General features: G+C 69.8%; 10 protein-coding genes. 6 read left to right on the forward strand and 4 right to left on the reverse strand.

The genetic code is table 11. The features are described 5' to 3' along the window. Positions 1–40 precede the first annotated feature (40 nt). On the forward strand, positions 41–712 hold the full coding sequence (locus tag HR086_RS08825) for an RNA polymerase sigma factor (RefSeq protein ID WP_254614888.1): 672 nt from the start codon (positions 41–43) through the stop codon (positions 710–712). Positions 713–721: 9 nt separating this feature from the next. Here the strand turns inward: HR086_RS08825 and HR086_RS08830 are convergent, their stop codons facing one another. Beyond that, a complete protein-coding gene (locus HR086_RS08830; RefSeq protein WP_174456670.1) occupies positions 722–1,537 on the reverse strand; it encodes a GNAT family N-acetyltransferase in 816 nt (271 codons plus the stop codon). Between the two features lie 89 nt (positions 1,538–1,626). Continuing rightward, positions 1,627–3,507, reverse strand: coding sequence for a von Willebrand factor type A domain-containing protein (locus HR086_RS08835; RefSeq protein ID WP_254626255.1), 1,881 nt, complete (start codon positions 3,505–3,507; stop codon positions 1,627–1,629). Positions 3,508–3,705: 198 nt separating this feature from the next. Here HR086_RS08835 and HR086_RS08840 point away from each other — a divergent pair, with 198 nt between their 5' ends. The 4 genes from HR086_RS08840 to udk are packed head-to-tail and all read left to right on the forward strand — an operon-like array spanning position 3,706 to position 9,061. Further along, positions 3,706–5,793, forward strand: coding sequence for a hypothetical protein (locus HR086_RS08840; RefSeq protein ID WP_174465356.1), 2,088 nt, complete (start codon positions 3,706–3,708; stop codon positions 5,791–5,793). Positions 5,794–5,800: 7 nt separating this feature from the next. After that, entirely contained in the window at positions 5,801–6,691 is an 891-nt protein-coding gene (locus HR086_RS08845; protein ID WP_174465357.1) for a protein tyrosine phosphatase, read from the forward strand. A 22-nt stretch (positions 6,692–6,713) separates the two neighbouring features. After that, on the forward strand, positions 6,714–8,411 hold the full coding sequence (locus HR086_RS08850; protein WP_174465358.1) for a DUF692 family multinuclear iron-containing protein: 1,698 nt from the start codon (positions 6,714–6,716) through the stop codon (positions 8,409–8,411). A gap of 11 nt (positions 8,412–8,422) precedes the next feature. Further along, positions 8,423–9,061: a uridine kinase gene (gene udk / locus HR086_RS08855; protein WP_141643739.1), complete on the forward strand. Its 639-nt coding sequence runs from the start codon at positions 8,423–8,425 to the stop codon at positions 9,059–9,061. A gap of 13 nt (positions 9,062–9,074) precedes the next feature. Here udk and HR086_RS08860 read toward each other — a convergent pair whose 3' ends face one another. Continuing rightward, positions 9,075–10,109 (reverse strand): alpha/beta fold hydrolase, encoded by a 1,035-nt coding sequence (locus HR086_RS08860; protein ID WP_174465359.1) that lies wholly within the window; start codon positions 10,107–10,109, stop codon positions 9,075–9,077. Between the two features lie 51 nt (positions 10,110–10,160). Between HR086_RS08860 and HR086_RS08865 the strand changes: the two genes are divergently transcribed. Beyond that, positions 10,161–11,075, forward strand: a complete 915-nt coding sequence (locus tag HR086_RS08865) for a hypothetical protein (RefSeq protein ID WP_174456665.1) — start codon at positions 10,161–10,163, stop codon at positions 11,073–11,075. Between the two features lie 40 nt (positions 11,076–11,115). Here HR086_RS08865 and HR086_RS08870 read toward each other — a convergent pair. After that, positions 11,116–12,841, reverse strand: a 1,726-nt coding sequence (locus tag HR086_RS08870; RefSeq protein ID WP_254626256.1) for a PQQ-binding-like beta-propeller repeat protein, incomplete at its 5' end; no start/stop codon positions are given.

A 12,841-nucleotide genomic window follows, 5' to 3' on the forward strand; every position in this document is an offset into this window, starting at 1 on the left:
GTGACTCCTCCCGGCAGGTCCACAGCAGGAGCGTGACGTGATGATGTCCATGAACGTCGAGCCAGGGGGAGTCTCGGGCGCGGAGGTGGCGGTGCCCCGTGAGCAGGCGGAGGAGGTGCTCCATGTGCTCTGCACTCGCGGCGAGTACGGCAAGGCGGTGGAGCTGGCCATGCGCACGTATGGGCCGGAGCTGCGACGATTGATGGCGTCCGTGCTGCATCATCCTGAGCTGGCGAAGGACGCGTTCGGGCTGTTCAGCGAGAACCTGGTCAAGGGGTTGCCGGGCTTTCGTTGGGAGAGCTCCTTCCGGACGTGGGCATACCGGCTGGCGCGCAATGCCTGCTACCACCAGCTCCACTCGCCGTCGCTGCGGGAACAGCCGGTGAGCGAGCCCGCGGCGAACGAGCCCCAGCGGCACCGCACGGACACGCACCCCTGGCAGCGCACCGCCGTGAAGGAGCGCTTCCGCGCGCTGCGGGAACAACTGGAGCCGCAGGAGCGGATGTTGTTGATGCTGCGCGTGGACCAGCGTCAGCCCTGGACGGAGATCGCGCGTGTCATGGTGGAGTCCGACGAGCCGCTGACGCGCGAGGCGCTGAACCGGCGGGCCGCGGCGCTGCGCCAGCAGTTCCAGCGCGTGAAGGCGCGGCTGCGGGCGCTCGCCATCGAACAGGGCGTCATCTCCGCGGAGACGGTCGAGTCGGCGGAGTGAGTCGCGGCCTCAGGTCGTCCCGGGAGGCGGGGCCTTGTAGACGCGGAAGCGCGTCACGGGCCGATAACCCATGCGGAGGTAGAGCGGCAGTCCGGCCTCGGTGGCGTGGAGCACGGTGCGCTGGATGCCCCAGGCGTCGCGAGCCTCCTGAAGCGCGCGTCGCATGACGACTTCGGCCGCGCCAACACGGCGGTGCTCGGGCGACGTCGCCACGAGCGCGATGTATGCGACGTCGTCCACGCGCATCACCACGGTGCTGCTGGCGGGGGCGTCGCCTCGGCAGGCCACGAAGCCTCGGGAGTCCGGCCCGTAGAGGGCCTCCACGTCGAACGCCTCACGGCCCGTCTCGCGAGATGCGTCGTATGACTGGGCGTTGATGTCCGCCACGGCCTGTCGGCCCCAGGTGTCTTGCACGGGGCGGAACTCGAGAGAGGGCAGGGGATGCGTGGGCTCCGCGAGCCCGTCCGCCACCATGCCGGTGATGACCGCGAGCGGCTTGAGCTTGTACCAGGCGAGGATGGACTCGGCCCGCTCACGAACCTGGGGCGCGAGCCAGTCGTCGGATACGACGAACGTCCACGCGTGCTTGCCCGTGGAGAAGTAGCGCGCCGCGGAGGCGACGGAGGTCGCCAGGGCCTGCTCCGTCTCCGCGGGGGCGCGCAGGAAGGACGCGTTCATCAGGGCCCACGAGACGTGGCTCGCGGCGATGTAGATTTCGGGACGCTCGACAACCTCACCCGCGCGTCCCGCCAGCGCCATCCTCCTCCACGCGCCTCGAAATTGCGCATGGGACTCGTCGATCTCTGCCTGCGTCGCGGAGTGCATGGAGGGGCTCCAGGGTAGGGGTGGACCCGCGAGTCTACCCCACGAGCCCCGCCTGGAAACGCGGGGCGCCGGAATCCATCCGCTTCTGTTCAGCGCGCGGCGACACCGCGCAGCAGCGGCCGGGCCTTCTCCAGCAGCGTGAGGAACTCCTCGCGCTCCGCGTTGCCCGCGGGTGACGCCGCTCGTGCGATGTCGCGCATCGTCTCCAGGCTCCAGTTCTCCGCGTGTGGGCTCTTGCGCAGCAGCTCCGCCGCGCCCATCACCGCCGTCGCGAAGCGCAGATCGACACTGGCCTCCTTGAACGTGCTCGCGAGTGCGTGGGCCTGGAAGGGGTACGCGCGCTCGGTGGCGTTCACCGCGCGCGGCTGCTTCGCGCGCACTCGCACGGTGGCCAGTGCCTCGCCCGCGCCGGGCTTCAGCTCCAGCTCGTACAGCGCGGTGACGGTGTGGCCGGAGCCCAGCTCGCCCGCGTCCACCCTGTCGTCGCGAAAGTCGCGGTCCGCGATGTTCCGGTTCTCGTAGCCCACGAGCCGATAGCGGGCGACCTGCGCGGGGTCGAAGTCCACCTGGATCTTCACGTCCTGCGCGATGACCTCCAGCGTGCCGCCGAGCTGCTCCTGGAAGATGCGGCGCGCGGCCATCAGTGAGTCCACGTAGAAGTAGTTGCCGTTCCCCTTGTTCGCGAGCTGCTCCATCGTGGTGTCCTTGTAGTTCCCCATGCCGAAGCCCACGGTGGTGAGGGTGATGCCTTCCTTCACGTGGCCCTGGATGGTCTTCAGGATGTCCTCGTGCGACGTCCTGCCCACGTTGGCGTCGCCGTCCGAGAGGATGATGACGCGCGAGAAGGAGGTCCCATCCAGGGTCTTCATCGCTTCCTGGTACGCGAGCTCGATGCCCGAGCCCATCGCGGTGGAGCCTCCGGCGGTGAGGTCCTCGATGGCGGAGTGGATGAGGGCCTTGCGCTCCATGCCCGTGGGGCCGAGCACCCGGCGCACGTTCCCCGCGTAGGTGACGAGCGCCACCGTGTCGCCGTCACGCAGGTTGTCCACCAGCATGCGCAGGGCGCGCTGGGCCAGCGGCAGGCGGTCCGGTGAGCTCATCGACCCGGAGACGTCCACGAGGAAGGTGAGGTGCGCGGGCTTCCGCTCGGAGATGCTCAGGCGCTTGCCCTGGACTCCCACGCGCAGCAGGTGTCGCTTCGGGGTGAAGGGTGACGGCGCGGCGTCCATGTGCACGGCGAAGGGGCCGTCGCTCGGCCGAGGGTCCGGATACGTGTAGCGGAAGTAGTTGAGCAGCTCCTCCACGCGCACGGCGTCACGCGGTGGAAGCGAGCCTTCCATCAGCGCCCGTCGCGTCATCGTGTACGAGGCCGTGTCCACGTCCACCGCGAAGGTGGAGAGCCGGTCTTCCTGCGTCGTCACGAAGGGATTCACCACCGTGTCGAGTGCGGCCTCCGCGCGCTGTGCGGCGGCAGGATCTTCCTCGGGCGTCGTGTTCAGTTTCCCGGCCAGGACGGCCATGGGGTGCACTCGGTGGGCGCCGTTGGAGCCCGACGGGGCCTTGGCGGAGCCGTAGCTCGAGCTGCTTCCGCCGCGGCCCTTCGTTCCGATGGAACCCGTTCCCATGGATCCGATGCCCGGGCCCAGCCTGCTCCCCAGGCCGCCGCCGCCCGCGCCGGTGCCGAACACGCCAAGACCTTGCGAACCGAGGTGGCTGCGCTTCGCAGTGGGCGGGGCCGAGGAGGGTGCTGGTGCTGGAGCCGATGCGGACGCGGGCTCTGGCGATTGCTTCGAGGGCTCGGGCGTCACGATCAGCCCTGCCTTGTCGGCGAAGACGGGGGCTCCGTCCGTGTCGCCCTGTGCCTTTGCCGGGGCGTTGGCGCCCTCCTCGCTCGAACGGCACGCGAACATCATGCTGCCCACCGCGAGTGCGCACACGACACCCATGACGGCCCTGGGGTTCCGCCTCATTTGCTGCCTCCGTGTCTTGGAATCGCCGGAACCTCCGACAGCAGGCGGGCGCGAAAGGTTCCGCGCGTTCCCGTCAGACGCAGTCGCGTCACGTTGGAACGCCAGGGGCGCGGTCGTCAGGGACCCTTGCCCGCACGGGACATGCTCCCGTGTCGGTACGCTCCTTGCTCAAGGCGACGTCAAAAGGGTGACGCCGCCATGATGATCTTCTTGAGAAACACCGCCGACGGTAATGACACCGCCATCACCACGGCCAATCCGGCCATCCTCATCGCGAACTACACCGGGACCTACCCCAAGCTGAACAACGCCACCCGCGTCGTCCCCTGGTACTCCATCGACGCGGATCCCCAGGTGTTCGGAAGGCGGCTGCTCACCGTGGCGGCGGCGGACCCCGTGTGCCGCGCGCTCGTCGCACGCGCCACCACCGTCTGGGGGCTGGATTTCTCCATCAACGCGGGGGCGTTCGTCACCGAGGCGGTCCAGAAGCAGTACCTGAAGCTGCTCAAGGTCTGGCTGAGCCCGCTGTCGGGCAACCTGGGCAGTCGCGATGCGCACCGCTCCACCGTGGACGAGCAATACAACCGGCTGTGGAGCAAACACGGGCTCAATCAGGCGACGCTGAACAACCTGGCGAACCTGCCCTTCTTCAGTGAGCTGAATGTCGCGGGTCGCCGGGATCGCATCCAGATCTATCGCAACGTCACGGAAGCGGCCCGCGCCATCGTCGGCGAAGTCACCTCCTGGCCCTCGCGCACCATCGAGAAGATCTCGGTGTTGTCACTGCTGCGCAGCAGGGGACTGGCCGCGCTCCAGTTGCAGATGCTCGACGCGGTGGCCGCCGCGGTCGCCGCGCCCACGGCCACTCCCGCGATGTGGGAATACCTGCCGTACTATCTTCGAGGCATCGCGCTGGAGAAGTCGGGCCCGGGTCAGGCCCTGACCGCGCTCCAGGTGGCGACTCGCGTGCTCGGAGCGCTGCATGACTGCCTGAACGACTCCCCGGCGACGCGTGCCCGAGCGAACGCGCAACACATCGCTGACTTCCAGGGGCTCGACGGCGGCAAGGAGTACCGCCGTTGGCGGATGTTGCCACCGGTGGCGAGGTACCAGGTGATGATCAGCGACCTGGCGCGCATCCTGCCGGGTGGCAAGGCGCACAGCGCTCACATCCGGGTGGAGTTCGACCATGCCACGCTGGGAGGACTCCCCGGCAACGTCGCGGGATGCGGCGGGTGGCCGGTGACGATGCGCGTCCATCAGAGCGCGACACCGCATGACCCCGGCTACGGAAACCCGGCGGCCAATCCCTTTCCGTTCGCGACGGGGTGGAGTCGCAACGAGTTCTGTCCCAACGTCGTCTCGTCGAGACTCATGCTCGCGCCGCTCTACGCGGGCACGTCGGGCCACAACCAGGGGCGCATCCTGGCGTGGCTCGCGCTCGTGCCGACGGTGCCCGCGCTCGCCAACATCCCCTTGGGGCTCGTCATCTCCGCCGGCTACGCCGTGCTCTGGCGCTTGTATTACGACAAGCGGGTGAGTGGCTTCCACACGATGTTCGAGACCTTCCAGGGCTCGCACGCCGACGCGACGGTCCGTGATTTGAGCGCCATTCCCCGCGTCGACGGGGACGACGTGTGGAATGCCGTGTTGAATCGTTCACCGGGTGGACAGACGCAGGTGCGGTCGTTCTGGCAGGACTGCGTCGACCTCTACAAGAAGACGGGCGCGAACCTTGGCCGGGAGCTCAAGGCGGCGACGGCCCAGGCGCGTGAGCAGGTGCTCGCGGCCTGCCCGGGCTCGGTCATTCCCCGGTGGAGCACGACGGGCGACGTGGACCGCACGGGCACCGAGGTGGATGTGTGGGCTGGTGACAAGAACCAGGAGGTCCTTCGCGAGTACGCGGCGTGGCAGCGCCTGGTCCGGGGCGAGTCCGTGCCTCGGCCCCTGTTGGATGGGTCGATGGGCGCACTCATGCTGCACCAGGGACAGGCGCCCAGCCTCCAGCCCGCACAGCGGTTGACCCTCCAGGCGGACATCGCCGCCGCGATTGGCGCGCAGAACTACCTGGGCGACCCCCAGATGAAGAAGCTCTTCCACAAATGGCTGGTCACGCATTCCTCCGACAAGACGACCGACGAGGAGGAGAAGAGGAAGCGCGACGACGAGGTTCAGAGAATCCGCTCGATGTTCGATAAGCTCACCCAGGGGAATGCCGGGCCTGTCTTGGCGATTGCCGGCCCGAATCTGGGGCTTCCTCCCATCACGGATGAAGGGCACGTCTGATAGGCCCATGCGCATACCTCCTCTTGCTCCCGATGCGACGTCCGCGGTGCTCGTTCTCGACGACGGGGGCGACGAGGCGCGCCTGCTGCGCACGACGACGCGGCCGCCGGACATGGTGGGGTTGGACACGCACGGTCTCTCGGAGCTGCGGTGCTCGGGGAGCGCCCAGCTCTCCGTGGCGGGCTTTCGCGACCTGGTGCGGCGACTCGAGGGCGTGAGCGCTGAAGCGCTGCACGTGTTCGACCTGCGCCAGGAGTCACATGGCTTCCTGAACGGCGTCGCGGTGAGCTGGTACGCCGAGTCCAACTGGGGCGCGGCGGGCCTTTCCGACGAGGAGGCGCTGGCGCTGGAGGCCGGCCGGCTGTGGCTGCTCGCGCGGTCGCGGACGGCGAGGGTGGGGGATGCCGGCACGGTGAAGCGCCGTGAGCCCCTGGTCTCCACGGAGTGGGAGTGCCGCGACGTCCGCGACGAGGCGCGGGCCTTCGAGCTTCCGCCGGAGCGCTACGTGCGACTGCCCGTCACCGACCACACGCGGCCTCGCGACGAGACGGTGGAGCGCTTCATCCAGAAGGTGCGTTCGCTGGACGAGGGGGCGCACGTGCACCTGCACTGTCGGGGAGGCAAGGGGCGCACCGCCACGTTCATGTGCCTGCTGGACATGCTGCGCAATGCCGAGAGGCTCTCGCTGGACGCGCTGCTCACGCGCCAGACGCGGCTCGGTGGCTATGACCTTCGCAAGGAGGCGGACCCCACCAGCCGCAAGGCCCCGTACATCGCCGAGCGCCGGGCCTTCCTGGAGCGGTTCCACGCGTATGCACGGGAGAACCCCGGCGGTGCGCCGCTCGGATGGTTGGCGTGGCTTGCTCGGCAGCCCATGAACCCCGAACACAAAGGATGAGCGGTGGTCTAGGGTCCGCCGCATGACGCAGGCTGTTTCGGACGCATGGACGTTGCCCTGGCGGGGCCTGGGGCTGAGCAGCAACCTGAGCGCGGCGGACATCCCGCAGCCCTACCGGCTGCTCGACGCGTCACCGGGCCTCTTCGACTTCGTCGAGTACAGCGCGCCCCTGTCCCTGGACGAAGCGCGCGCCCAGGCGTCGCTGTTCCCCGAGATGTGGAGCCGCCGCTCGGACGTGCCCGTGCTCTTTCACCCCGTGCACCTGAACCTCTGGGGGCCGGAGCTGGAGCCTGTCTCCGTGCTGAAGGACCTGGACGCGCACGCGCGCGCCGTGGGCAGCCCGTGGGTGGGCAACGACGTGGGCTGGTGGCACGTGGGGGGCCAGCCGTTCCCGGGCTACCTCTACATCACGCCTCCCTTCAACGAGGCGGGGCTCAGCGACTGCGTGGCGCATGCGCTCCATGTCCAGGCCCACCTCTCCATGCCCCTGGTGCTGGAGAACCCCGCGGTGCTGGCGCGGCGGGGCGAGTGGCACGTGCTCGACTTCCTCGCGAAGCTGCACGCGCGTACGGGCCTGCCGCTGCTGCTCGACCTGGGGCACCTCTTCAGTCATCAGCTCGCGTCCGGTCTCCCGCTGGAAGCCGGACTGGATGGGTTCCCCCTGGAGCAGGTCGTCGAAATCCACATCGCGGGCGGTGTGGTGACGCGCCGCGGGGCTCGCGGCTTCTACGTCGATGACCACACGCAGCCGGTGCGCGAGGAGCTGTTCAAACTGTTGGAGTCCTTGCTACCGCGTTGTCCTTCCCTGCGCGCCGTCACCTTCGAGGGCGATGGTCACCCCGCCGAGGTGGCGCAGGTGTCACTGCGTCGCCTGCGCGCGATGATTCCTTCGGGAGAGCGGCCTCCGCTGCGCCTGCGCGCTCCCGAGGCTCGCACGCCGACCCCGCTGACGGGTGACAGCCGCCCCTGGGAGCTGTTCGAGGCGGGCCACGGCCTGGTCCCCACGGGCGCGACAGAGGACCCCGAGGGCACGCTGGCGGACCAGGACTTCCGGCTGGCCGTGGTGGCGGAGCTGCTGGACAAGGACTGGCCGCTGTCGCGCCTGCTCCTGGCGGGAACACGCGAGGACCTGGTGGCCTTCACCGGCTCGCGCGAGTACCGGAACGTCTTCGAGGGGGGAGGGCGCTCGCTGCCGCAATCCTTCTCCACCTGGGCGATGCGGCGGCTGCGCGAGCGGCCCGATGACGGGGCTTCCGCCGCGCTGAGCCTGGAGATGATGGCGCCCACCGCGTTCATGAAGGCGGTGCCCGCACCGGGGGCGGGGCAGGTGGGTTTGGTGGACGAGGTCCGGCCCGGGAGCTTTCCGGCGGACCTGTCCGAGCTGCTCTTCGCGGCTCGGGCCGTGCGCCGGCACCTCACCTCCCGTGCGTGGGCATGTGGGGAGCTGGAGTTGTCCGGGCTGGAGGCCCTGGCGCAGGTGGCGCGGCGCCCGGGAGCCTCGCCGTGGACCTTCGCGGTGCGACGCAAGTCCCCAGGACATGAGCTGTTGAGCGTGTCGCGGGGGCTGGCGGAGCTGCTCCGGGAGCTGTCCGCCCGGCCCCGGGCGGTGGAGTCGGTGCCCCCGGCCCTGCTGGCGGAAGGGCTCCATCACCGGCTGATCCGCCTGGGTGACACCCCCGGAGTGGACCGAACCCTTGCACCTGCCCGTCCGGTAGGGTAGGTCGCGCCGCAATGACGTCGTCACCCCTGGTTATCGGCATCGCGGGTGGCACCGCGTCCGGCAAGACCACCGTCGCCCGAAAGGTCCGTGAGGCGCTTGCCGACTGCCGCGTGGCCTTCATCGATCAGGACTCGTACTACCGGGACCTGAAGGACCTCCCCATCGCGGACCGCCGGGAGGTGAACTTCGACCACCCGGACGCGTTCGACACGGACCTGCTGGTCAAGCACCTCCGGGAGCTGAAGGCCGGACGCCCCATCCAGAAGCCCGTCTATGACTTCGTCACCTCGTCGCGTCAGCCCCGCACCATGGGCGTGGACCCGGGGGACATCATCCTCATCGAGGGCATCCTCGTCCTGCACATGAAGGAAGTGCGCGACGAGATGGACGTGAAGATCTACGTCGACGCGGACGATGACCTGCGCATCCTCCGGCGCCTCACCCGCGACATCAAGGACCGGGGCCGCGACTTCGACCACGTCGTCAGCCAGTACCTGCGCCACGTGCGCCCCATGCACATGGGCTTCGTGGAGCCGTCCAAGCACTTCGCGGACATCATCATTCCGCACGGCGGCAACAACGAGATCGCCATCAGCATGCTGGTGGGCGCGTTGCGCGGGAAGCTCTCCGCGCCGCAGCCCCGCGAGTAGCGGAGGGCCGTCTTCAGCCCACGCGCCGGAGGAAATCCCCCAGCGGCGCGTGCAGTCGCTCCGGCTCCGTCAGCAGGGCCCCATGGTCTCCGGGGCCGGGCAGCTCCACCATCCGCGCGCTCACGCCCGCGGCGCTCAGCAGATGGTACGTGTCCCGCACCCGGTTCACCGGCGCCAGCACGTCCGAGCTCCCCGCCAGCAGCAGCACCCGCGCGCGAATCTGCGAGAAGCAGTCCGCCACGTCGCAGCCCGCGTAGGCCGAGCACAGCGTGGCCCACGACGTGGCATCGAAGCGGTCGGCGAAGTCCTCCGCCTCCGCGTCCAGGGCGGCTTTCGCCGTGTCGACGTCAGGGAAGTTCCGGGACAGGTACTCCCGTCCGTACAGCAGCTTCTGGAAGTCCAGCCGCAGCCGCCGCATCGTCTTGCGAGGCTGGGCGTCCGGCTCGTACAGGCCCTCGCGGAAGTCCGGGTCCGCGCGGAGCAACTGCCACGCCAGCCCCAGCTTCTCGCGCACGCCCTCGGGCAGCGCCCGCGCCGCGCCGATGACGACCACCGAGTCCGACAGCTCTGGGAACAGGGCCGCCAGTCGCAGCGCCACCTGGCCTCCCAGCCCCACGCCCACCAGGCCCCGGACGCGGTTCAGCCCGCGGGCCCTCAAGAGCGCGGACACCCCGCGCGCCATGTCGAGCACGGTGAGCGGCGGCAGGTTGAGCCCCAGCCGCTCGCCCGTCTCCACGTCCACCGTCGCCGGTGACGTGCTCCCGAAGGGACTGCCCAGGAGCCCCGGGACGACGATGGGCATGATGCCCGGGTCCAACGGCCGCCCCGTCCCCACCACCTCCCGCGCCCATCCCGACGACTGGTACGCGGAGTCCTCCACGGGCCCGAGCGCCCGGTGCGAGTGAGATAAGTCGTGCAGCAGCACCACCGCTTTGCCGTCGCACGGTTCCCCGTAGGCCTCCCAAGCCACCTGGGGGTTGCGCAACAGCTCTCCCTCCTCCAGAGGAAGCAGCGAGTTGAACAGGTGGGTGCCGGTGGCCTGGATCACGTTGGGGAATTTTCATATCACTGCCTGCTCCACCGCACAGGAGACTGCCGCTTGAAGCGCTATTTCGGAGTCATTGTCCTCGTCGCTGGTGTGCTGCTGGGCGCCATCATGAGCTACCGCAGCGCCAGTGCCCGCACCAAGGAGGCGCAGCGTGAGGCGGACATCCAGCGCATCCACGCCGACTATCTGGAGCGCGTCTCCTGGATACGGGTCAACCCTGACGACAACGCGTATCGCGAGGAGTTGAAGCCCTTCTTCAAAAGCTACTTCGAGCAGGTGGACGACCACCTGAAGGCGTTCAACGGCAACAAGAACTTCGACAACTACCTGCAGGAGCTGGAGAAGCGCGCCGACAGCGGCAAGGACGAGCGCGCCGGAGATCGCAAGGCGTTCTACGACTACACGCGCAAGGTCTTCGACAGCCTGCGCGAGGGGCGCTACCGCCCGGTGTGGACGGCCACGGACAAGGGCATGCGGCTGGATGTCGTGTCCTCGGACGTCATCATGGTGATGGGCAAGCCCCAGGTGCGCTTGCAGCTCGCGCTGTGGGGCGCGCAGCGGACGCTGAAGGACGAGGGCAAGGTGCGGAAGATGATCACCAGCGCCTCGTTCGACACGGTGTGGAAGTTGACCGACGCGAAGGGGAAGCTCCTGGGCGAGATGCGCGGGAGCGACCCGTCGATGAAGGTCGACCACCCGGAGCGCTTCATCGCGGAGTTCCCTCCGCAGATGGTGCTGGGCCACTACGACCTGGACCTGATGCCCATCGAGGTGGCGAAGATGGACATGACCATCAACATCTCCTCGCGCGCGGCCTCGGGCGGTGACGCCACGGCCTCCTACGTGTGGAAGCTGGACGTGCCCTCCGAGTGGAAGCTGGGTGCGGGCGAGACGTGGGAAGGCGCCACGCAGGAAGAGCGCCCCGAGGACGAGATCGACCCGAGCAAGAAGGCCGCCGCGAACTAGCGACCTTGGGGAGGAGGGGGCGCGGTGGTGCTTCGCGCCCTCACTCCACGACGGTGAAGTGAGAGCCGAGCCGGTACGCGGACAGCGTGCCGGTGTCGTCCAGGAAGTAGAGGTTGAGGCGCACGTCCGCCTGGAGCGCGACGAGCCCCAGCCCGGCGCGGACCTCCGCCAGCACCTGGCCCCCGCGAGGGTCCACCGCGCGCACCTTCTCGCCGGCCAAGAGCGTGACGCCTCGCGCGGTGCGTGCCGGCAGCGCGCCGATGAGGGGCTCTCCCGCGGCCCCCACGCGCCAGTCCACTGTTCCAGATGCGGCCACCCGTGCCGCGGCGCCAGAGGCGCTCGTCACCACCACCGCGCGCGGCAGGGGCGACAGCGCATAGGGGCCTGGCCCCAGGTTCAGCGGCCGTTCCCACACCCGCTGCCCCTTGGCGTCCAGGCACAGCAACATGCCCTCGCGCTCGCGCTCTCCCGCGATGAACACCCGCGAGCCCACGGGCAGCGGCGCGGAGGGGTGGGTGAGGTTGGGCTCGTGCGTCCACGCCGCCTCGCCCGTGTGCGCGTCCGCCAGCAGCAGGGCCCAGTGTGAGCCGCGTCCCAGCAGCGCCAGGAAGCGCCGTCCCCACGGCACGGGGGCGCCATGGAAGGGCATGGGCGCGCGCATGCGGTAGCGCACCTGACCGTCCTCCAGGTCCAACCCGTAGACGTAGCCGGAGTCCGTCGTCACCAGGGCCCGGTGTCCCTGCGTCGTCAGCCAGCTTCGCTGTGTGCGGGGAGGCGCAAGCCGCCACACCTCTCGTCCGGTGGCCTCGGCGAAGGCGACCACGGTGCGGTCCTCGGAGAGCGTGAGCAGCAGCCCGTCCTTGCGCAGCAGCAACGGCCCGAGGGGGATGCCATCGTGGTCATGCAGCCAGCGCGCACCCGTGCCCCGGCCCGTGAAGCCGTACACGCGCGACAGGTCCGCCGCCACCGCGTGCCCATCCGCCGACGCGGCCACGCCCAGCGCCGCCGCCCGCTTCCACAGTCGCGAGCCGTCCTTGCGCGAGAAGGCCACCGCCGCCTGGGGCGCGCAGCACACGGGCCCATGGCGCCCCAGCAACAGGCGGGACTCCTCCGCGTCCTCCAGCCCGCGCTGTTCCCACAAGCGGTCGAACCGCAGCCGCCGCAGTCGACCGGGCACCTTGAGTGGCTTCGACACGCTCTCCGCCGTCCTCGTCCGCTTCTCGCGGGCCGCGCCGGTCTGCTCCGGGGGCTCCACCGCGCCGCGCAGGTGGGACAGGCCCTCCCGGCACCGGTCCGCCAGCTCCACCAGATAGGGGTTGCTCACCTGTGCGCGGTCTTCCTCCGCGAACGCGGCGGCGAGCGCCTCACCCAAATGGAAGAGGGCGGTGGCCAGGGTGCCGCCGGTCAGCGCGAAGGGGGCTCCGGTGCGCCCCGTCCGGGCCTTGCCCGTCTGGAGGTCCAGAAGCAGCGGAGTCCGGGCGCCCGCGGGCTCCAATTCGAAGCGCGCCTCCCCCAGCTCCACCGCCCGGGTCAGCTCCACCGCCTGCCGCGACAGCTCCAGCACGGTGAGGAACGGCGGGGCCTGCACCTTCCACGCGTCCGGCCGGCCGGGCAGCGCCAGCCACACCTCACCGGCGCCCAACAGGGAGGCCAGGGTTCCGGACGCGCCCCGCTTGCCTCCCTCGCGACTGGCTCGCGCGCCGGCGTCCTTCAGCTCGAAGCCGAAACCGGGTGTTTCAGGCGGCTCCACCCGCTTCACCGACGGG

Source organism: Myxococcus sp. CA039A (assembly GCF_013336645.1).
GTDB lineage: Bacteria > Myxococcota > Myxococcia > Myxococcales > Myxococcaceae > Myxococcus > Myxococcus llanfairpwllgwyngyllgogerychwyrndrobwllllantysiliogogogochensis.